The sequence below is a fragment of the Pseudomonas sp. TH34 genome (assembly GCF_016650865.1).
Classification (GTDB): domain Bacteria; phylum Pseudomonadota; class Gammaproteobacteria; order Pseudomonadales; family Pseudomonadaceae; genus Aquipseudomonas; species Aquipseudomonas yamanorum.
On record NZ_JAEKFB010000033.1, the window covers coordinates 107,766 to 126,667 of the forward strand.

Annotated in this window: 20 protein-coding genes and 1 pseudogene; 9 read left to right on the plus strand and 12 right to left on the minus strand. The window is 59.2% G+C overall.

Features of this window, described 5'->3' with window-relative positions:
* Positions 1-11: 11 nt before the first annotated feature.
* Together JFU58_RS26000 and JFU58_RS26005 are read right to left on the minus strand one after the other, a co-directional pair.
* Complete coding sequence (locus JFU58_RS26000; RefSeq protein WP_201142704.1) at positions 12-977, minus strand: putative 2-dehydropantoate 2-reductase; 966 nt, start codon at positions 975-977, stop codon at positions 12-14.
* Positions 974-1,366, minus strand: coding sequence for a hypothetical protein (locus JFU58_RS26005; protein WP_063032094.1), 393 nt, complete (start codon positions 1,364-1,366; stop codon positions 974-976). Before JFU58_RS26005 ends, JFU58_RS26000 begins: the two co-directional genes overlap by 4 nt.
* On the opposite strand from JFU58_RS26005, the gene JFU58_RS26010 reads away from it, so the two are divergent.
* Together JFU58_RS26010 and JFU58_RS26015 are read left to right on the plus strand one after the other, a co-directional pair.
* On the plus strand, positions 1,365-1,799 hold the full coding sequence (locus JFU58_RS26010; RefSeq protein WP_093200137.1) for a PilZ domain-containing protein: 435 nt from the start codon (positions 1,365-1,367) through the stop codon (positions 1,797-1,799). The two genes, JFU58_RS26005 and JFU58_RS26010, sit on opposite strands and share 2 nt — an antisense overlap.
* A gap of 133 nt (positions 1,800-1,932) precedes the next feature.
* Positions 1,933-3,009 (plus strand): 3-deoxy-7-phosphoheptulonate synthase, encoded by a 1,077-nt coding sequence (locus JFU58_RS26015; RefSeq protein WP_017477367.1) that lies wholly within the window; start codon positions 1,933-1,935, stop codon positions 3,007-3,009.
* Between the two features lie 113 nt (positions 3,010-3,122).
* On the opposite strand, the gene JFU58_RS26020 is transcribed toward JFU58_RS26015, so the two are convergent.
* The gene (locus JFU58_RS26020) at positions 3,123-3,404 is read right to left on the minus strand and encodes a GNAT family N-acetyltransferase (protein WP_003189869.1); all 282 of its coding nucleotides are present in this window, start codon (positions 3,402-3,404) and stop codon (positions 3,123-3,125) included.
* A 626-nt stretch (positions 3,405-4,030) separates the two neighbouring features.
* Between JFU58_RS26020 and oprI the strand changes: the two genes are divergently transcribed.
* The gene (gene oprI / locus JFU58_RS26025) at positions 4,031-4,282 is read left to right on the plus strand and encodes an outer membrane lipoprotei OprI (RefSeq protein WP_003172710.1); all 252 of its coding nucleotides are present in this window, start codon (positions 4,031-4,033) and stop codon (positions 4,280-4,282) included.
* Between the two features lie 132 nt (positions 4,283-4,414).
* On the opposite strand, the gene JFU58_RS26030 is transcribed toward oprI, so the two are convergent.
* From JFU58_RS26030 to JFU58_RS26040, 3 genes are all read right to left on the minus strand, one after another.
* On the minus strand, positions 4,415-5,383 hold the full coding sequence (locus JFU58_RS26030) for a L,D-transpeptidase family protein (RefSeq protein WP_017477366.1): 969 nt from the start codon (positions 5,381-5,383) through the stop codon (positions 4,415-4,417).
* Positions 5,384-5,455: 72 nt separating this feature from the next.
* Positions 5,456-5,749 (minus strand): hypothetical protein, encoded by a 294-nt coding sequence (locus JFU58_RS26035; protein ID WP_003218723.1) that lies wholly within the window; start codon positions 5,747-5,749, stop codon positions 5,456-5,458.
* Between the two features lie 57 nt (positions 5,750-5,806).
* Entirely contained in the window at positions 5,807-6,412 is a 606-nt protein-coding gene (locus tag JFU58_RS26040; protein ID WP_063032098.1) for an arylesterase, read from the minus strand.
* Between the two features lie 10 nt (positions 6,413-6,422).
* On the opposite strand from JFU58_RS26040, the gene JFU58_RS26045 reads away from it, so the two are divergent.
* Together JFU58_RS26045 and JFU58_RS26050 are read left to right on the plus strand one after the other, a co-directional pair.
* Positions 6,423-7,106 (plus strand): ABC transporter ATP-binding protein, encoded by a 684-nt coding sequence (locus JFU58_RS26045; protein WP_010176179.1) that lies wholly within the window; start codon positions 6,423-6,425, stop codon positions 7,104-7,106.
* On the plus strand, positions 7,106-9,616 hold the full coding sequence (locus JFU58_RS26050) for an ABC transporter permease (RefSeq protein WP_201142705.1): 2,511 nt from the start codon (positions 7,106-7,108) through the stop codon (positions 9,614-9,616). The genes JFU58_RS26045 and JFU58_RS26050 overlap by 1 nt, the downstream gene beginning before the upstream one ends.
* A 46-nt stretch (positions 9,617-9,662) precedes the next feature.
* Here JFU58_RS26050 and greB read toward each other — a convergent pair whose 3' ends face one another.
* The 3 genes from greB to JFU58_RS32690 form a co-directional block, all read right to left on the minus strand.
* Positions 9,663-10,136: a transcription elongation factor GreB gene (gene greB, locus JFU58_RS26055; RefSeq protein ID WP_008437752.1), complete on the minus strand. Its 474-nt coding sequence runs from the start codon at positions 10,134-10,136 to the stop codon at positions 9,663-9,665.
* 149 nt (positions 10,137-10,285) lie between these two features.
* Positions 10,286-11,122 (minus strand): hypothetical protein, encoded by an 837-nt coding sequence (locus JFU58_RS32685; protein ID WP_446739992.1) that lies wholly within the window; start codon positions 11,120-11,122, stop codon positions 10,286-10,288.
* A complete protein-coding gene (locus tag JFU58_RS32690) occupies positions 11,119-11,496 on the minus strand; it encodes a hypothetical protein (RefSeq protein WP_446739993.1) in 378 nt (125 codons plus the stop codon). Before JFU58_RS32690 ends, JFU58_RS32685 begins: the two co-directional genes overlap by 4 nt.
* A gap of 316 nt (positions 11,497-11,812) precedes the next feature.
* Here JFU58_RS32690 and JFU58_RS26065 point away from each other — a divergent pair, with 316 nt between their 5' ends.
* From JFU58_RS26065 to JFU58_RS26075, 3 genes are read left to right on the plus strand one after another with little or no spacing between them, the layout of a single operon-like run.
* Positions 11,813-12,739, plus strand: coding sequence for an ATP-binding cassette domain-containing protein (locus JFU58_RS26065; protein WP_201142706.1), 927 nt, complete (start codon positions 11,813-11,815; stop codon positions 12,737-12,739).
* Positions 12,736-13,461, plus strand: a complete 726-nt coding sequence (locus JFU58_RS26070) for an ABC transporter permease (protein WP_201142707.1) — start codon at positions 12,736-12,738, stop codon at positions 13,459-13,461. Before JFU58_RS26065 ends, JFU58_RS26070 begins: the two co-directional genes overlap by 4 nt.
* Positions 13,462-13,476: 15 nt before the next feature.
* On the plus strand, positions 13,477-15,282 hold the full coding sequence (locus JFU58_RS26075) for a Gldg family protein (protein WP_201142708.1): 1,806 nt from the start codon (positions 13,477-13,479) through the stop codon (positions 15,280-15,282).
* A gap of 4 nt (positions 15,283-15,286) precedes the next feature.
* Here JFU58_RS26075 and JFU58_RS26080 read toward each other — a convergent pair whose 3' ends face one another.
* The 3 genes and pseudogenes from JFU58_RS26080 to JFU58_RS26090 all read right to left on the minus strand — a co-directional run bounded on the left by JFU58_RS26080 (position 15,287) and on the right by JFU58_RS26090 (position 17,808).
* A complete protein-coding gene (locus tag JFU58_RS26080; protein WP_063032110.1) occupies positions 15,287-15,595 on the minus strand; it encodes a hypothetical protein in 309 nt (102 codons plus the stop codon).
* A 253-nt stretch (positions 15,596-15,848) separates the two neighbouring features.
* Positions 15,849-16,282, minus strand: a pseudogene (locus tag JFU58_RS26085) (DoxX family protein).
* A gap of 104 nt (positions 16,283-16,386) precedes the next feature.
* Positions 16,387-17,808 carry a transglycosylase SLT domain-containing protein gene (locus tag JFU58_RS26090; protein ID WP_063032114.1) on the minus strand — a complete coding sequence of 474 codons (1,422 nt, stop codon included), beginning with the start codon at positions 17,806-17,808 and terminating at the stop codon, positions 16,387-16,389.
* 238 nt (positions 17,809-18,046) lie between these two features.
* Here JFU58_RS26090 and JFU58_RS26095 point away from each other — a divergent pair, with 238 nt between their 5' ends.
* On the plus strand, positions 18,047-18,853 hold the full coding sequence (locus JFU58_RS26095) for a TatD family hydrolase (protein WP_003218739.1): 807 nt from the start codon (positions 18,047-18,049) through the stop codon (positions 18,851-18,853).
* Positions 18,854-18,902 lie beyond the last annotated feature (49 nt).

An 18,902-nucleotide genomic window follows, 5' to 3' on the forward strand; every position in this document is an offset into this window, starting at 1 on the left:
GTTCCCCCCAATCAGCGGTTATGCCGATCCATAAAACTCAAGGCCTGGTACAGCGCCTGCATTCTTGGCAATTCACAACCCGCCGCCTTCGCCGCCGCCAAGGGGCGTGCGTAAATCGCCGCCAGTTCCAGCGGGCGCTTGTGCACGTAATCGTGATACATGCTGGGCAGGTAGTCATCCATGCTTTCAGTCATGGTGAACATCTGCCCGGCGTAACTGGCGGGGATTTCATGCCCGCAGGCGTGGGCGCCCTGCACCACTTCGGCCATCAGCGCCTGGATCAGTTCACGGCTGGATTCATCCGCCATCATCGCCGTGGTGCCAGTGCCGAACACGACGGACAGACCGTTGTAAGGCACGTTCCACACCAGTTTATGCCAGCGCGCCTGATGCACATTGGCCATGGCCTGGGAGTCGATGCCGGCCTGGTGAAACAGTGCGGCACCTGCTTCGACAATGGCCTGCCGATGAGTGTCATCGTTGGCCGCGGGACCACTGTGGTAACCCAGGTTGACCCGGCCCAGCGCCTGATGCTCGACAATCCCGGGACCGGAACGGTGCACGCCGATGTAGCACAGGCCACCCAGCAAGTGCAGCGACGGCGGCAAGTGTTCCCGCAGGCTGTCTTCGACATCGAGGCCGTTTTGCAGCAGCACGACCTTGGCGTCCGGGGCGGCAATCTGGGCGATGGTTGGGGCCAGTTCGACATTACCCGTGGACTTGGTGCCCACCAGCAGCCAGTCGCACGGCGGCATGTCGGCGGCGCGGGCATAGGCCTGCACCGGGTGCAGGCGCACGATTCCGTGGAGGGTGCTGTTGAGCTGCAGGCCGCGCTCGCTGACCGCCGCGTACTCGCTGCGCAGCAGGAAATGCACATCGAAACCGGCACGCGCGAGCATCACACCGTAGAAGCCACCAATGGCCCCGGTGCCGATAATCCCGATCCGGGGCGACTGTGTTTTTGCAACTTCGGTCATGGCAATTCCTCTGGTAGTCGTTTGAGCGCCTGCTGCACACCCTGCTTCAGGTCGCCGGCGGTCAGACGCGTCAGTGACGCTAATATTCCATGGAATTTCCCGTCGCACACCACAAACAACGCGGGCAAATGAAAGATCTCGTAGCGCTCTACCGCGCCGCCATTGTGGCCAGCATCCACCCAACAGACCCGGTCCACCGGCAAGTCCCAACCGGGCAGTTGCTGGTGCAGGAAGCGGCAGCGCGAGCAACCGTCACCGGTGAACACCACCAGCGAGGTGCCGGGAAGCCCCAATAATTGCTGGTCGATATCCAGATCGGTAAGGTGCAGTTCTTTCACTATACTGCTGCCACCGCCGTCAACTGGACGGTGCTCGGAGTCCGTGTGCATGGGTCGTTTCTTTCCTCACCCTGATGATGTCGCTGTCGAATTAACCCAACGTCCCATTTCCGGCATTTCCCGCCAACGGCTGCACACTATCGGCCTGGGCGGCGTCGCATGCAATTACCCACGCGCCTGGCGCCAAGGCATGGCCATCGAGATGCATATCCCTGCACTGGGCCAGACAGCCCGCTATCCGGGCTACGTAGCGTGGTGCCGCAAAGCTGAAAACGGTTACCGCGTCGGTATTACCTTTACCGATGAACAGGCCTTGTTCGGTGCGCGGATGGGTGAGCAAGTGTGCCAGATCGAACGCTACTGCCGCCTCCACGAAGGCTCCGGGCCGACACCCTGGCAAAGCGAAGCCCTGGCCCGGGAATGGGTCACGCGCCATGCCGGCGAGTTCTCCCATGAGGCTTTTGTGCAGCCAGCGCTGGATTAAAGCGGCCTTTGCCCATTGTCTCGCAGCCTTGTAACGCGCTAAGGTTCGGCTCCCCGCTGCACTTAAATCATGCTGTGCTCCGCCGCACGGGGATCGCTGGCGGCCGGCACCCGTGACCCTGACGAGTAACACGATGGCTGATTTACCGATCAACGACCTTAACGTCGAATCCAACGAGACCCTGATCACACCCGATCAGCTCAAGCGCGAAATCCCCCTGAGCGACGCTGCCCTGCAGACCGTCACCAAGGGCCGCGAAGTCATCCGTGAGATTCTCGACGGCACCGACCACCGCCTGTTCGTGGTCATCGGGCCGTGCTCGATCCATGACCTCAAGGCTGCCCACGAATACGCCGAGCGCCTGAAGGTGCTGGCGGCAGAAGTGTCCGACACCTTGTACCTGGTGATGCGCGTCTATTTCGAGAAGCCGCGTACCACCGTCGGCTGGAAAGGCTTGATCAACGACCCGTACCTGGACGACTCCTTCAAGATCCAGGATGGCCTGCACATCGGTCGTCAACTGCTGCTGGACCTCGCGGAAATGGGCCTGCCGACGGCAACCGAAGCCCTGGACCCGATTTCCCCGCAGTACCTGCAAGACCTGATCAGCTGGTCGGCGATTGGTGCACGTACCACCGAATCCCAGACTCACCGGGAAATGGCTTCCGGCCTGTCTTCGGCCGTGGGTTTCAAGAACGGTACCGACGGCGGCCTGACGGTGGCGATCAACGCCCTGCAGTCGGTGTCCAGCCCGCACCGTTTCCTGGGTATCAACCAGGAAGGTGGCGTGTCCATCGTCACCACCAAGGGCAACGCCTACGGTCACGTGGTACTGCGCGGCGGCAACGGCAAGCCCAACTATGATTCGGTCAGCGTGGCCCTGTGCGAACAGGCGCTGAACAAGGCGAAGATCAAGCCGAACATCATGGTCGATTGCAGCCACGCCAACTCCAACAAGGACCCGGCTCTGCAACCGCTGGTGATGGAGAACGTGGCCAACCAGATTCTGGAAGGCAACCAGTCGATCATCGGCCTGATGGTCGAAAGCCACCTGAACTGGGGCTGCCAGGCGATTCCAAAGGATCTGGCCGACCTGCAATACGGCGTGTCGATCACCGATGCCTGCATCGACTGGGCTGCCACCGAGACCACCTTGCGCAGCATGCATGCCAAGCTCAAGGACGTGTTGCCCAAGCGCCAACGCGGCTGAGCAAACACTGCGGACACAAAAACGCCGGGCTAAACCCGGCGTTTTTTTTGATCGTTCCCCGCTCTGCGTGGGAATGCATCCTGGGATGCTCTGCGCCCCGCCCTACTCAATGCTCACAGCTTTGCGGCATGGCGCTGGTGGCGCTCCATATAGCGCTCCACGTAGGAGCATGACGGGATAACCGTATAACCTGCCTCTTCGGCGAACTTCAACGCTTCTTCGGTGAGCGCGGCAGCAATGCCACGGCCTCGCAATGCGTTGGGCACGAAGGTGCGATAGATATCCAGGGTCTGCTTCCCAAGGTCCATATAGGTCAGATAGGCACGATGACCGTCCACATTGGTCTCGAACTGATGACCAGCCTGGTCATGGTGGATGGACAACGCCTCGCTCATCACTACTCCTCGCGGGTCTTGGTTTCTGACCCCTACCTTACCGATGTTTTTCCGGCGAAGGAACATCTACGCCACCCGGTGCCGGTTTCGACAACGAGAAAAGCCACCAGTGCCTTGCACTAGCGCTCACAACCAGCACAGGGAAATAGTAGGCGCCAATCGCACAATTGCTCAAGACGCGCTCGTCTTCCGTTGCGCTGGCGGACATAGAAAGGGCCAATCGAGATTCCTTACGTCGATGGCCTGAACATTGCCGGCAGTTGAAGCTTGAGACGAACACGCGCTCTTAAAGTCACCTCAACATGCACAAAAGATACCGAAGACCGAAAAGACAATCTGAACAATAGTGTCAGGGACGATATATAAAGTGACTTATGTTTACATGGCTTAACACATGCCAGCCGGCCCTTTCAGGCTGGATCCAATCCTCGGCCGAGTGCAAAAATCTGGATATTTTTTATACAGACTCTCAAAAGATTAGCCAAAATAGATTGGGCGCGAGAATTTTTTTTGCTTCTTGCGCTACGTCAGTTTACTTACTACAAGTAATGGGTAGTATGTACGCCGGCTATTAGCTCACTCTGAGAAAGTAGCCATTTAATAGAAAGTCCTTGAAGGGGAACACGATGAACAACGTTCTGAAATTCTCTGCTCTGGCTCTGGCCGCAGTTCTGGCTACCGGTTGCAGCAGCGTCTCCAAAGAAACCGAAGCTCGTCTGACTGCAACTGAAGACGCAGCAGCTCGCTCCCAGGCTCGTGCAGACGAAGCCTATCGTAAAGCTGATGAAGCTCTGGCTGCTGCTCAAAAAGCACAACAGACTGCTGACGAAGCTAACGAGCGCGCTCTGCGCATGCTTGAAAAAGCAAGCCGCAAGTAATAATCCTTCGGGGTTGTTATCAAGCCGGTCCATTCTTGGATCGGCTTTTTTTTGCCCGCAATTTGGCTGGATTCCAGACAATAAAAAACCCGTCACCGCGCGAGGCGATAACAGGTTATGGATCGTGCAGGCTTATTGCTGCAGATCGACCGGCGTACTCGACACCATAGGTGCCCCACCGGGCACGCCGATTTCCGTCGGGATACCGTCTTCAGCCGCAACGACGTCACGCACCTGGTCCCAGTTGACCCGCAGGTTGCTGGACAGGTCTTCACGCTTGAGCAACGCGTTGATCACCGCAGTGTGCTTGTCGACGACCGATGGAGTGCCATCGTCGTTCAACGGCGTATGCGCTTCCAGGTAGACCTTGCCACCGGCTGCGCCAAACTTGTAGGCATCGTTGATAATCCGCACCGACGTCCCTACCGGCACCATGTCGGCCATTTCCAGCACGTTGTTGTTGAACATGCGGAAGCATCCATGACTGGTACGGGTACCGATGCCGAACTTCATGTTGGAGCCGTGGATCAGGTAGCCGGGCGTGCCCAGAGTGAACTTGAACGGCCCCAACGGGTTGTCCGGGCCGGCCGGCACCACGTTGGGCAACGGGTCGCCATTGGCCGCGTGCTCGGCCTTGATCGAGGCTGGCGGGGTCCAGGTCGGGTTCGGGATCTTGCCCGTGATGGTGGTGTGAGCCACCGGTGAACCCCAGCCTTCACGGCCAATCCCCAACGGGAACGTGTACACCACGTTCTGGCCCTTGGGGTAGTAATAGAGCCGGTATTCCGCCAGGTTGATCACGATGCCTTCACGGGGGCCGGGTGGCAGGATGAAGCGCGTCGGCAACACGATCTCGGTACCCGCCCCCGGCAACCAGGCATCGACGCCCGGGTTGGCCGCGACCATCTCCGAATAGCCCAGGTCGTAGGTGGTGCCCAGGTCAGCGAAGGTATCTTCGTACTTGGCCTTGATCACCTGGACCTGGCCAACGATATCTTCACCCGGTGGCGGCAAAGGCAACTGCAAGGCTGCAGCAGGACCAGCCGCGCAGAGCGCAGCAAGAGACAGGCAGCAGGTGACGGCGGAAAGGCGCGACAACATCCGGGAATTCCTTCGCAGATCGACGGGTAGTAAAAAATGGATTGTACACGGCTGCCCGGCGGGCACCCATATTCAAAGTTCGAAGCGCAGCTCTGGCCAGATCGGCGGTGTGCCGCGTTTTTGCGACTCGAGGATCGCCCGGCACAGGGGGCACAAACGCTGGTCCTGGAAGATCGAGCGATCCACCGACGACCAACGCGGTTGGGCGGGCAATAACGTACCGCAGAGGGTGCGATCGATGGACCCACCCAACTCCAATTGACGCGTCACCAGATGCACCCGGACTTCCTGGCAGGCGAACAGATCCAGCTGTTCGTCAGGCTCGATCAGTTGGTAGGCAAACAGGGACCAGGCAGGACGCGACATCGGGGGCTCCAAATCGGGGGGCGCCACCTTAGCCGAAAGACCGCTGCTAGAAAAGCGTCATAGCAGTGGCTTTAGCGTTGGCCAGACATTTTCCAGCAACTTGCCCTGCGCGCCAACCGCCGGGTGCAATTGGTCAGCCTGCATCAACTCGGGATGGCCGCCGACGCCTTCAAGGAAAAAGGGTACCAGCGGGACGCTTTTTTCCTTGGCCAGATCCCCGTAAACCTGCGCAAACGCAGTGGTGTATTTCGGGCCGTAGTTAGGCGGCAACTGCATGCCCAACAGCAGCACCTTGGCACCGCTGGCCTTGGACTGGTCGATCATCGATGCAAGATTTTGTTTCAATTGCGCGGGTGGCTGCCCACGCAGACCGTCATTGCCGCCCAGCTCAATGATCACCAGGTCCGGCTTATGCTCTGCAAGCGCCGCCGGCAGCCGCGCCAGGCCTCCGGCACTGGTGTCGCCGCTGATGGAGGCGTTGACCACTTTATCGTCGAAACCTTCGCTCTTGAGCCGTTGTCCCAACAACGCTACCCACCCTTTGCTGGTATCCAGCCCGAAACCGGCACTGATACTATCCCCAACGATCAGGACTGTACCCGCCGCTGCGTTCTGGGCCATGCACATCAAGGCCAGGCCAGCACTCAAAAACCACATTCGCATTGGATTCTCCATGGGCGCAAGCATTCTCACCGCGCGAAACCTTAGCAAAGTGGTTCCCAGCGCGGAAGGTGAACTGACTATCCTGCACGAACTGAGCCTGGAACTGAACAAGGGCGATAGCCTGGCTATCGTCGGCGCCTCCGGTTCCGGCAAATCCACCCTCCTCGGCCTGCTGGCCGGCCTCGACCTGCCCAGCAGCGGTGAAGTCACCCTCGCCGGCCAAGCCCTGAGTACTCTCGACGAAGACCAGCGTGCGCGCATCCGCGCCGAGCACGTGGGGTTTGTGTTCCAGTCCTTCCAGTTGCTCGACAGCCTCAATGCCCTGGAAAACGTGATGCTGCCGTTGGAACTGGATGGCCGCAAGGACGCCCGCGAACGGGCCAGGCACCTGCTGGAGCGCGTCGGCCTGGGCCAGCGCCTCACCCACTCACCGCGCCAACTCTCGGGTGGCGAGCAGCAACGGGTAGCGATTGCCCGGGCGTTTGCCGCCGAACCGGATGTGCTGTTTGCCGATGAACCCACCGGCAACCTCGACAGCCACACTGGCGAGCGCATCAGCGACCTGTTGTTCGAACTCAACAAAGAGAGCGGCACGACCCTGGTGCTGGTGACCCATGACGAGCGCCTGGCCCACCGTTGCCGCCGCCTGATCCGTCTTGAAGCCGGCCTGATGGTCGCGCCCCTGGAGCCTTGATGGCACGCTTGCCCTTGTTGCGCCTGTTCAGCCTTGCCCTTCGCCAGCTGCTGCGCGATGCCCGCGCCGGCGAACTGCGTGTGCTGTTCTTCGCCCTGCTGGTGGCCGTCGCCGCCAGCACCGCCATCGGTTACTTCGGTGCACGCCTGAATGGCGCCATGATGCTGCGCGCTACGGAATTCCTCGCGGCCGACCTGGTGCTGGAAGGCAGCTCACCCGCCCGTACCGAGCAAATCCAGAGTGGCACCGAACTGGGATTGCAGCACGCCAGGGTCGTGGAGTTCTCCAGCGTTATTGCCACCGACAATGGCATCCAGCTGTCCAGCATCAAGGCGGTCAACGACGAGTATCCGTTGCGCGGCGAACTGAAGAGCGCCGCCGAGCCCTTCGGCAAGGAAACCACCGGCGGTTCGCCCAAGCCCGGCGAAGCCTGGGTGGAAGCACGGTTGCTAACAGCGCTGGGCCTGAAAATCGGCGACAGCATCGACGTCGGCATGAAGAACCTGCGCCTGGCCCGCGTACTGACCTACGAGCCGGACCGTGCCGGCAACTTCTATAGCCTGACACCCAGGGTGATGATCAACCTGGCCGATCTCGAGGCCACCGGCGTGGTGCAGCCCGGCAGCCGCGTCAGTTATCGCGACCTGTGGCGCGCGCCCCAAGGCGGCACCGTACTGCAAACCTACCGCGACCTGATCAAGCCCGGCCTGGCTGCCAACCAGCGGCTGCAGGATGCGCGCGACGGCAACCAGCAGATCGGCGGCGCCCTGGGCAAGGCCGAACGTTACTTGAACATGGCCAGCCTGGTGGCAGTGCTGCTCTCCGGCGTGGCAGTGGCACTCTCGGCGAACCGCTTCGCCAGTCGACGCTTTGATGCCAGTGCCTTATTGCGCTGTCTCGGGCTGTCCCGGCGCGAGACCATGTTGCTGTTCAGCCTGCAATTGACCGTGCTGGGCCTGCTGGCCAGCCTGACCGGCGCCCTGCTCGGCTGGCTGGCGCAATTGGGGCTGTTTGCGCTGTTGCATGACCTGCTGCCGGCGGACGTTCCACCCGGTGGGCTGTTGCCGGCGATTGCCGGGATTGGTACCGGGTTGGTCGCCCTTGCCGGTTTCGCCCTGCCGCCATTGGCCGCACTGGGGCGCGTGCCACCGCTGCGGGTACTGCGACGCGACCTGCTGCCGATCCCTTCCAGCACCTGGATGGTCTACGGCGCCGCGCTGTTCGCCCTGGGCCTGATCATGTGGCGCTTGAGCCTCGACCTGGTGCTGACCTTCGCCCTGCTGGGTGGCGGCGTGATTGCTGCACTGGTTCTCGGCGGTCTGCTCCTGCTCCTGTTGCAAAGCCTGCGGCGCCTGCTGGCCCGGGCCTCCCTGCCCTGGCGCCTGGGGTTGGGCCAGTTGCTGCGTCATCCCTTGGCGGCGGCGGGCCAGTCCCTGGCATTTGGGCTGATCCTGTTGTCGATGGGTTTGATCGCATTGCTGCGGGGCGAATTACTGGACACCTGGCAAAACCAATTGCCCAAGGACGCCCCCAACTATTTCGCCTTGAACATCCTGCCTGCCGACAAAGACACCTTCGGTGCACGCCTGCTGGAATTGCAGGCACAGTCTGCTCCGTTGTATCCGGTGGTACCGGGACGATTGATCAGCATCAATGGCGCGCCGGTGCAGGAGATCGTCAGCAAGGATTCCAGCGGCGATCGCGCAGTGCAGCGGGACTTGAGCCTGACTTGGGCCGCCGACCTGCCACCGGGCAACAAGCTGACGGCGGGCTCGTGGTGGACAGCGCAACCGGCTGACGAGATTCCCGGCGTTTCAGTGGAGGCCAAGGTCGCTGACAGCCTGAAACTCAAGCTCAACGATCACCTGGTCTTCACCGTCGGCGGGGAAAACCGTGAAGCGCGGGTTACCAGCCTGCGGGAGATCAACTGGGACAACTTCCAGCCGAACTTCTTCATGATCTTCCAGCCAGGCACCTTGAAGGACCTGCCCGCCACCTACCTGACCAGCTTCTACCTGGCGCCCGGCCATGACCAGCAGATCGTCGACCTGTCCCGGGCCTTCCCGGCGGTGACCATCCTGCAAGTGGAGGCACTGCTTGAACAGCTGCGCAGCATCCTGGCCCAGGTCACCCTGGCGGTTGAGTACGTGCTGTTGTTTGTCCTGGCTGCGGGGATGGCTGTGTTGTTCTCCGGGCTCCAGGCAACCCTCGATGAGCGGATTCGCCAAGGTGCCCTGCTGCGGGCGCTGGGAGCAGAGCGCAAGTTGCTGGTCAAGGCGCGGCGTATCGAGTTCGGGCTGTTGGGCGCGGTCAGCGGCCTGTTGGCGGCGTTGGGTACGGAACTGGTGACACTGGTGCTGTATCGCTACGCGTTCGACCTGACCTGGCACCCGCATCCGTGGCTGTTGCTGCTGCCGGTGATCGGTGCCGTGCTGATCGGCGGAGCCGGTGTGTTCGGCACTCGCCGCGCACTGAACGCCAGCCCGTTGACGGTGCTGCGCGAGGGCTGAAAACGCAAATGGCCCGCCCTCAGCAAAGAGGGCGGGCCATCCGTTGTCACTTCACATATTCGATGGCGGTGATCCACCAGCACACTTCGCCGCTTGGAGTCTGCACGAGCGCCTCGTCATCCACCTCTTTGCGCAACAACGCACGCGCCATGGGTGAGTCGATAGAGATGTAGTCCATACGTTCATAGATCTCATCGTAACCGACGATGCGAAACCGCTTGGTTTCGCCCTGCTCGTTCTCAATCTCCACCCAAGCGCCGAAAAACACCTTGCCTTCCTGCTCCGGCATGTACTCCACCACGCGCATGTCTTCAAGGCGCTTACGCAAATAGCGCACCCGACGATCAATTTCCCGCAGCAGCTTCTTGTTGTACTGGTAGTCAGCGTTTTCGCTCCGGTCCCCCAGGGAGGCGGCCCACGTGACTTTACGGGTGGTGTCAGGACGCTTTTCTCGCCACAGGTAATCAAGCTCCTTTTTCAGGGCTTCATGACCTTCTTTGGTAATCAGCTTGGTGCTCAAAAGCTCTACATCCCCTGGAAGTTTCCAATGTTCAGACTCGCTGCTGCATCCGGCACAACGCATTTAACGCCCGATACCAGCGGTGGAGGTCGATGATAAATGAACACAGGAAAGTAGCCAGACCCACCGATGGATTCCGACCCCCAGCGTCAATCTGCATCCAGCTGAAGTGGCCGGCTTTCAGGCTGGCTGCGTCCGGTCTCAGCCAGCCGTGCAAGCGACTCGTCCAAGGTTTGAAGCACGCCCCTCAGGTTTTCCCGCAGGGCAGGCAACTGAACCAGTGCAGCCGTAAGTTGTTGCTCCTTGTGACCAACCAACCGCTCACGGTTGCGCACCTGGGCTTCCTCGCTTTCCAGGTAGCGCGCACGCTCATCCATTCGACGCTGCTCTGCCTGGTTTAACACCGAGCACCCCGCCAGATGCTCCTCCCGGGTAGTCAGCGTGCGGGCCAACTGTTCCAGGGACGCTTCTTTTTCGGCAGTTCTCTCGGCACTCCGTTGACTCTCCTGCTCAAGCTCGAGCTTTTTCTGGCGCAGTTCAAGGCGTAGTTGCTCAAGCGCCTCCTCCTGCTTGAGCACGCTGAGCTTTTGCTGTGTCAACTCTTGCGCCACTCGGGAAAGATTGGCCAGCGTATCGTCCACCTCGAACAATGAAGGCGCTTCCTGCCGGACAGGCGGCGACGCCTGGTGGGCGGGTTCAGACAGTGGCGCTACCGGTGCCTGCGGTGGCGCGACGACTACCGGCGCCTCGATGGGCGGCTCGATCAGTGGCTCGGTTATCTCGAACATATCCACGGGTGCCTGTAACTCCGGTTCGGGCACCGGCGGCGCGGGCTCGGAAGGGTCCGCGGCCCTTGGAGGAGAAATCATCCTTGAGGAGAAACGAATAGACGGGACAATCAATGAGTTGCTTTCGATGGCAGGCAAACCGGCCGTCGACGTTCCCAGGGTAATGACCTTCATCACCAGGGATTTCTTGATCGTCAACGAGTGATGATCTTCAGGCCTGGCGGGGGCAGCTTGCAGCCTTTCAGGTCAATAAAATGATACGGAATCTGAGCTTCGCCGGTGTTTGCGGACTTGGTCCCGGCTGCCGCGGCAAGCGTCAGTATTTGCTTGAAGACATGGGTCGCTGTCTGCAGGTCTTCCTTGGAATCTATCGCGCCCAGAAAGTACCGATCGGACTTTTTGCGCAACGCTGCGATGTATACCCGTGAACTGCCGGGTTCTGTCTCTTCATCCAGACTATAGGCAAGGAAGTTCGAAGCGATCTGGGCCACTGCAAAACCACAAAGCAGTGCGCCGTTGACCGGCGCATCATGCCCGGATTGTTCAAGAACAAGGGTACGTAGAAGCAGCATGACGTTCAGGCTCCATTTCAAATTGGCAGAACAAATACACGCCAAATAAACAACGACAATAATTAAAACATCAAAAGCCTCACAATTGTTTCAGCGAGCCATCGCTTGACACGTAGGACTTATCTTATTCATGCGCTACAACGTTTCCAAGACTGCCTATTGAACGTACCATTTTTTAACAATACGACCCTGGACACGCACACAACAAAATATTTCAACTTTTGACTTTTCTAACATTCACAACCTGCCGCTCATGCAGGTTAATCGAGGCCTCGTCTTAACGAGCCTTGCTATAAACATTCAGTAGAAAAGCATAATGATCGAGATAACGAGCCTGACAAAAAAGATGGGCGGGAAAAACATCGTCCACGACTTTTCATTTAATGTCCAACCTCAGGAATGCCTGGGATTGTTTGGAAATGATGGTGCGGGGAAAACAACTATCGTCAAAATGATAGCAGGCTCGATTCTCCCCTCTTCAGGGCATGTAAAAGTATTCGGTAACGATATTGTCCTCAATACACTCCAGGCGAAGAAAATCACCGGCTACCAGCCAGAACAATGCCTGAGCCATGGCACAATGAGCGTAAAGGGCTTTCTCAGCTTTATTGCCGACATACGCGGATTCCGCGGCGCAGAAAAGCGCAAGATGATTGACCGCGCGGCCGCACGGCTTGAACTTTGTCGGATACTCAAATACCCCATCGAAACCCTCCCGGCAGGGTTGAAACGCAAAGTAGCCATCGCTCAGGCAATCCTGCATGACCCCCACCTGCTGTTGCTCGATGAGCCAACGGAAGGTCTGAATGCCGACCAGAAACACAAAGTCAGAATGCTCATCAAGTCGCTGACCGACGAAATGACGATCATCGTCGCGTCCCGCACGCCCGAAGCGTTGACCGGCATTTGTAATCGGGCATTGGTCATCGCCGACGGTCGATTAGTGGCAGACACGTCCTTGCCCGAACTGCAGCGCAGTTCCCGGCATTACCAAGCAGTCACCCTTGCAGCCGACACGCCGCTGGACCTGTTGGCACTGGCGGTATTACCCGGGGTCGCCGGCATCGAGGAGGACCGCGAGACGCCCGGCACAGTGACCGTACTCGCCATGCCGGGGCAAACCATTTACCCCCATATCAACGCACTGATCACCCACCGCCGCTGGAAAATAAATGCCCTGAACCTGGAGCCTGGACGCCTGGATGACGTCATCCATCACATGAGCCAGGAGGCTTCGGTTTGAAACTTCTACCGGTCATCATCAAGCGTCAACTGGCCAGTTACTTTTCCGCGCCCGTCACTTACCTGAGCACTGCAGCTTTCCTGACAGCCGCCGCCGTAGTTGGCTTGCATACAAGCCAACTACTGGAGCAAAACAGCGTTGACTTACATGGATTCTTCCAGCTGCATCCTTGGCTTTATTTGCTGTTGACCCCTGTGCTGTCCACACAACTCTGGGCGGATGAGCACACTGCGGGCTCCGTGGACTTCCTGAGCACCCTGCCCGTCACAGGTTTCGAGAGAGTAGTCGGGAAGTTTTTGGCAGCCTGGATTATTTCTGGCATTGCCTTGATATTGACCTTTCCCATGGTTGTCACCGTCAATTACTTTGGAAACCCGGACAATGCAGTCATTGCGTCCCAATACTTTGGAAGTTGGTTATTAGCCGGAAGTTACCTATCGGTGGGCGGTTTTATCTGCACACTGACAAACCATCGGATCATCATATTTACGGTCACCCTGTGTTTGCTGCTGGTCGCGAGCGAACTGTCTTCCATTCTTGATGCCATTGAACATCAAGCCCCGATCTGGCTCATCGACCGCATTACTTCCCTCAGTCCGTCAACACGCTTTGACGCCATAGACCAAGGAGTACTGGCGCTTCAAGACAGTTTGTACTTCATCAGCATCATCGTCGCCTTTCTCGCCATGACGACCATTGCCCTGAACGTCAGAAGCCGTTGAGAAGGACACGTCACGATGAGAACGCCGTTAAGCGCCAGCATCACTATCATCACCCTACTGTTACTCTTTCTTGCTTTTAACTTGGTGTGGGCACTTAAACTTCCAACTATACGGCTGGATTTTTCAGAGCATAAAATCCATACATTATCCGAACCTGTACGGACACTGCTCGCCTCACTGGAGCGACCGGTTGACCTGTACTTTTTCAACTCAAGCAAACATCCGCAAAAATCCAATGCCGTAAAAAGCTACGGTAAGCGGGTCGAGTGGTTGCTCAAGGAGTATGAAAAAGCGGCAAAGGGCAAAATCAACCTGCACCTCATCGATCCCAAGCCTTTTTCAGAAGACGAATACAAAGCCAGGTTATTGGGGCTCGACGACCAACAAGGATTCTTCGGCCTTGTCGGCACCAGCACGGCTCATGGGCCACATAGCATTCAGGCATTCAGCCTGGACCGGGAGTCGCTGCTGGAATATGAGATCAGCCACCTGCTTCATAAAGTGATCCACCCGGAGCAACCGGTGATAGGCCTGATCTCCACGCTGCCAATGGACGGCGAACGGGATGAGCAAAGCGGCCTGAATACGCCTCCCTGGCAGTCATTGCAGGCGCTGCGCCGCCAATTCAACCTCATTAGCCTGGAGCCAGGCATCGAAAAAATTCCCGAACACGTCAAAACCTTGATGGTGGTCCATCCCGGCAAACTGCCTGATCCAACCCTGTACGCGATCGATCAGTTTGTATTGGGTGCAGGCAAGTTGATGATGTTTATCGACCCGCTTGCCGGGCTGGATACCAGCGTCACAGCCCCGGAAAACCCCAGACTGGAAGCATTGCTGAGCGCCTGGGGCATCCAGATGCCCGCAAATAAGGTCATCGCCGATCACGACCATGCCACCTCAGTGATCATGACCACAGGCCAGCCCGCCGTGCGCCATCCTGCTGCGTTGACCTTGCCGCGCCCGGCGATGGCACAGGATGACATCAGCACCTGGAAACTCCACAGCGTCAATGTCTTGAGCAGCGGTGCCCTGGCCCCCGCCAAGAAGAGCCGCATCACCTTCACCCCACTGCTGCAAAGCTCCGGGCAAGCGGCCCTGTTTGATGCTGAGCGCTATGCCCTGCCGGCGCAGTTCGATTCACTGATCAATGAGGCTGCCGCCCGTGGCCAGCAACAGGTCATCGCCGCCCGCATTGAGGGGCCCGCCTACTCTGTTTTTCCTGATGGGATCAGCGGGCGTAAAGCCGGCTTGCAAAAGGCTGCGCACATCCATGTCGTGGTGGTCGCGGACACTGATCTGCTCAGCGATCGTGTGGCTGGAATGCTCCACGACAACCACGCGCCGAGTGGCCCCTCGTCAGATAACGCGATGTTTGTCTTGAACACCCTGGATAACCTGGCAGCGCCTGACACCCTGATGAACGTTCGCCCCCGAGTAGGTGGCGGTCGATCGCTGCAGGTATTACAGGCAATGCGCGAAGAGGCGGCACGGGCCTTCCAGGAAAAGTCCGCCGAACGTGCGCAACGCCTGGAGCAAACGGAAAAGGAATGGCAATTGCTGAACCCCCGGACGCTTTCCCCGGGGGCCCAGGCGGTACCTTCCAACACATTGCTGCAAGCACTCAACAGGGAACGCTTGCGAATACCCATGGAGATTCAAGCGCTGAAGGTTCAGTCATATGCCGAGGTTCACGCCCTGGAGCGCAAAGTGAAGCTGCTCAATACCCTGCCTGTACCGCTGATACTGTGCCTGATTGCGTGGGGTATTTTCCTGCTGCGTCGCCGTCGCCAGCATCTGCCTCCTGCGGCGAATCACTGAGGGTTCAACGCCGGGCTATCAGCCCTTGCCGAGCAATCCGGGTCAACTGCCGTATCACTTCGCTCGCGTCGCTGGCACTGGGGGCTTGAATAACGGCCAGGTCAAAGCTGTTGGACGCAAAGCGCGCAAGGGAGTCGCCGTCTTCGACAAACTGAATCAAAAAGGCCGAAGGCCGCCCGGTGCGACGTGGCCAACCATCCAGATAACGCAGTAGCGTCGGCTGGTGCTTGCCGCCCAAGAGGATTTTCGGATTGCGTTGGGTAAGGTCCGCGGTGATCGGGGCCAAGCGTATGAGGGGGCGTAGTGCATTCATCGTGTCGTGTCTCTGCCTCAAAAGTCTGCGGGCAGGTGAGAGGCAACACCGAACCAGCGCTTTAGCGGAATTTCGAAGCGGGCCCATGGCTCTGGCTTCTGTCGGGACTGTGATCAGTCACCGGTGGCGCCCCGCAATTAGCTGTTTAAATCGGCGCAAGCAACATCCTAGAGAAGCCTGTAGGGCGGTGTCAAGAATCCCGAGCAACGAAAAGGCCCGCACAAGGCGGGCCTTTAAAGGGAGATTCGCGGTATCAGTGAGTGATGGCGCGGTCGGCAGACAATTTGCCAGCCCCTCCAACAACACCGCCAGCGTACCGCCCAGCAACGCCAGGGCGAACTCGTAACCGTTGTTGGCCATGAACAAACCGTTATGGATATGCACCGAGAAAATCGCCACCAGGGAGATGATCGACAAGCCCAGAGCCGCAGGACGCGCCAGCAAGCCAATGATCAGCGCCAGACCGGCGAAGAACTCAGTACCGCCGGACAGAACCGCCATCAGGGTACCTGGGGCCAGGCCAATACTTTCCATCCACTGGGCAGTGCCCGCCAGGCCACCACCGCCAAACCAGCCAAAGAGTTTCTGCGAACCGTGGGCGGCGAAGATGATCCCGACAAAAATCCTCAGGATCGTCAGGCCATAGCCAGCGCGGGTGGAGAGGATGCGGGTGATCAATGGGCTCATGCTGATAATCCTTTTCGATGTAGGGGTTGGGTTGGCCGCTATATTAATCAGTTTAAGTAATGATAAAAGCCGATAAAACGGCTAATAACCATCGATTTAATAGATTATTTCCGTGACGCAACTCGCGGCGCTGCCGGCTCCAACGACTCCCGTTCCCGATCAAACGCCAGGTAATACTTGTTCACGCTATTAACATAGCTGACACCGCTCATTCCCACCTGCTCCATGGCAATGCGCTCAACCTGGAAAAACCATTGGTTTGGGTTAAGTCCCCGCCGCCGCGCTTCGGCACGCATTCCCTGGACCCGCTCCGGCCCCATGTTGTAGGCCGCCAGCACAAACGCCATGCGCTCGCGCTCGTTGAGCTTGGGGCTTGAGAAAAACTTGCGCCGGATCATCGCCAGGTACCGCGCGCCGGCCTGCACATTGCTGTCCAGGCTTTCGATGTTATTGACCCCAACCCGCTGGGCCGCCGACGGGGTGATCTGCATCAACCCGGTGGGGCCGCCGCTGCTCCGGGCGCCGGGATCGAGGGCCGATTCCTTGAACGCCAACGCGGCCAGGTTCAGCCAGTCCATGCCTTGTTCTCGGGCATGCTTTTGCAGTACGGGACGCAGTTTTTCCAGGCGCTGGCGGTCAGCACGGGCCAATGGATAACGCACCTGGTACAGGCGGCGATAGATGCGCTGGAACGCCACGTCCTGATCGGACGGCGTGTGGTAAGTCTTGAGGAAACGATCAATGCTGGCCCGCAGCATCGAAGCATCCTGGCGCACAAACCAATATTCTTCGCCCGGCTCACTGATGGCTACCTGCCGGTCAAACCGCAGCTTGGGCAGGATCTTCGCCCAGCGCTCGGCAATCGGTCGCTCGACAATGGTCAGGTGGAAAATCCCGGCCTGGACCATCTCCAGCACGTCTTCCACCGCCAGGCTGGGGTCGACCCACTCCACCTTCACCGGCGGCAACTTGTGCAGCGCCAGCTTCTGGTTGACCTGATTGATCGCGTCCGACGCAGCGCTGCCGGTGGTCAAGGCCAGCGTGCGCCCGGACAATTGCTCGAGTTTGGTAAACCGCCGCTCACCCTTGAGCCCAACCAGCCACAGCGGCACGTCGCTGGCAATCGGGTCACTGGTGGCAATCTTGTGAGCGGCCTTCATATCCAGTAATTCGCCGGGGGCCACCAGGTCACCCTCACCGCGCGCCAACGCGCCGATCAATTGGTCCTTGGCCTTGGGAATAATCTTGAGGCTGATCTCCTCACCGTCACGGGCGTGGCCGTTGAGGTATTGCTCGAAAGCACGCAGCCGGTGGTATTCAACACCGATGGCCTGGCCCTGGACTTCGCCGGAACTGTTACGGCTCTGGTTGACCAGCACTCGCAAGGTGCGGCTGCTGCGGATCTGCGCGAGGTCACGGACCTTGCCGGGCTTGGTGACTTCCAGCGGCCCGTCCAGACGCGCAACCGCGGCCATGGGCAGCAGTAACGTCAGGCACAACATAAGCAACGCCGAGGGTCGGATCATCCGCTCTCCGGAAGAAAGAATACTGCCCATTGCTTCGCGAAAAACGAGGCGTTGGGGGACAGAAACAGAGCGCCATGAGCGCAGGCTTTGGGCGCAAGGGTGGCACGGCAGATGGCGACAAACCAAACACGGTGTTACTTGCGACTTTCAAAGACAGCTTTAACTCGTTGTAGTTCTTGGCTTTTCTTATAAATCTACAGCTCTGATATGCTTTCCGACCGCAGGCGGAGGTAGCACCATGCAACTCATTGATATCGGCGTCAACCTGACGAACCCAAGTTTCGACGAAAAGCACCAGGCCGTTCTCGACCGCGCCTACGCCGCCGGGGTGAGCCAATTGGTGCTCACCGGCACCAGTGTTGACGGCAGTGAACAGGCCCTGGAACTGTGCCAGCAGTTGGACGAAAGCGGCCAACGCCTGTTCGCCACCGCCGGTATCCACCCCCACTCCGCCAGTGACTGGAACGCCGAGAGCGCCAGGCGCCTGCGCGGTCTGCTCAAGGAAAGCCGGGTACGGGCGGTGGGTGAATGCGGGCTGGACTTCAACCGGGATTTCTCGCCGCGCCCTCAGCAGGAAAAAGTCCTTGAAGAACACCTGGCCCTGGCCGTGGAACTGAAGCTCCCGGTTTTTCTTCATGAGCGTGACGCCAACCAGCGCCTGTTGGAAATCCTGCGGGACTACCGTGATCACCTGTCAGCCGCCGTGGTGCACTGCTTCACCGGCGAGCAGCGCGCGCTGTTCAGCTACCTCGACTTGGACCTGCACATCGGCATCACCGGCTGGATCTGCGACGAGCGCCGTGGGACGCACCTGCATCCGCTGGTCAGGGAAATTCCCCGTGGTCGTCTGATGCTGGAAAGCGACGCGCCCTACCTGCTGCCCCGCACCTTGCGGCCCAAGCCCAAAAACGGTCGCAACGAACCCGCCTATTTGCCGGAAGTCCTGCGGGAAGTCGCCCTGCACCGTGAAGAAACCGTGGAAGACCTGGCGCAACACAGCACAGCCTGCGCCCGCGCCTTTTTTGGATTGCCTGTGCCGGATTGACGCGGCGCATTGACCCATATCAAAACCTGCCGGGCCGATAGCGGCACAA

What these genes read in the sequence shown, in the direction of transcription:
- JFU58_RS26000 (WP_201142704.1), bottom strand. Translation starts at nt 977, where the DNA reads ATGACCGAAGTTGCAAAAACACAGTCGCCCCGGATCGGGATTATCGGC.
- JFU58_RS26010 (WP_093200137.1), top strand. Translation starts at nt 1,365, where the DNA reads ATGGGTCGTTTCTTTCCTCACCCTGATGATGTCGCTGTCGAATTAACC.
- JFU58_RS26005 (WP_063032094.1), bottom strand. Translation starts at nt 1,366, where the DNA reads ATGCACACGGACTCCGAGCACCGTCCAGTTGACGGCGGTGGCAGCAGT.
- JFU58_RS26015 (WP_017477367.1), top strand. Translation starts at nt 1,933, where the DNA reads ATGGCTGATTTACCGATCAACGACCTTAACGTCGAATCCAACGAGACC.
- JFU58_RS26020 (WP_003189869.1), bottom strand. Translation starts at nt 3,404, where the DNA reads ATGAGCGAGGCGTTGTCCATCCACCATGACCAGGCTGGTCATCAGTTC.
- oprI (WP_003172710.1), top strand. Translation starts at nt 4,031, where the DNA reads ATGAACAACGTTCTGAAATTCTCTGCTCTGGCTCTGGCCGCAGTTCTG.
- JFU58_RS26030 (WP_017477366.1), bottom strand. Translation starts at nt 5,383, where the DNA reads ATGTTGTCGCGCCTTTCCGCCGTCACCTGCTGCCTGTCTCTTGCTGCG.
- JFU58_RS26035 (WP_003218723.1), bottom strand. Translation starts at nt 5,749, where the DNA reads ATGTCGCGTCCTGCCTGGTCCCTGTTTGCCTACCAACTGATCGAGCCT.
- JFU58_RS26040 (WP_063032098.1), bottom strand. Translation starts at nt 6,412, where the DNA reads ATGCGAATGTGGTTTTTGAGTGCTGGCCTGGCCTTGATGTGCATGGCC.
- JFU58_RS26045 (WP_010176179.1), top strand. Translation starts at nt 6,423, where the DNA reads ATGGGCGCAAGCATTCTCACCGCGCGAAACCTTAGCAAAGTGGTTCCC.
- JFU58_RS26050 (WP_201142705.1), top strand. Translation starts at nt 7,106, where the DNA reads ATGGCACGCTTGCCCTTGTTGCGCCTGTTCAGCCTTGCCCTTCGCCAG.
- JFU58_RS32690 (WP_446739993.1), bottom strand. Translation starts at nt 11,496, where the DNA reads ATGCTGCTTCTACGTACCCTTGTTCTTGAACAATCCGGGCATGATGCG.
- JFU58_RS26065 (WP_201142706.1), top strand. Translation starts at nt 11,813, where the DNA reads ATGATCGAGATAACGAGCCTGACAAAAAAGATGGGCGGGAAAAACATC.
- JFU58_RS26075 (WP_201142708.1), top strand. Translation starts at nt 13,477, where the DNA reads ATGAGAACGCCGTTAAGCGCCAGCATCACTATCATCACCCTACTGTTA.
- JFU58_RS26080 (WP_063032110.1), bottom strand. Translation starts at nt 15,595, where the DNA reads ATGAATGCACTACGCCCCCTCATACGCTTGGCCCCGATCACCGCGGAC.
- JFU58_RS26090 (WP_063032114.1), bottom strand. Translation starts at nt 17,808, where the DNA reads ATGATCCGACCCTCGGCGTTGCTTATGTTGTGCCTGACGTTACTGCTG.
- JFU58_RS26095 (WP_003218739.1), top strand. Translation starts at nt 18,047, where the DNA reads ATGCAACTCATTGATATCGGCGTCAACCTGACGAACCCAAGTTTCGAC.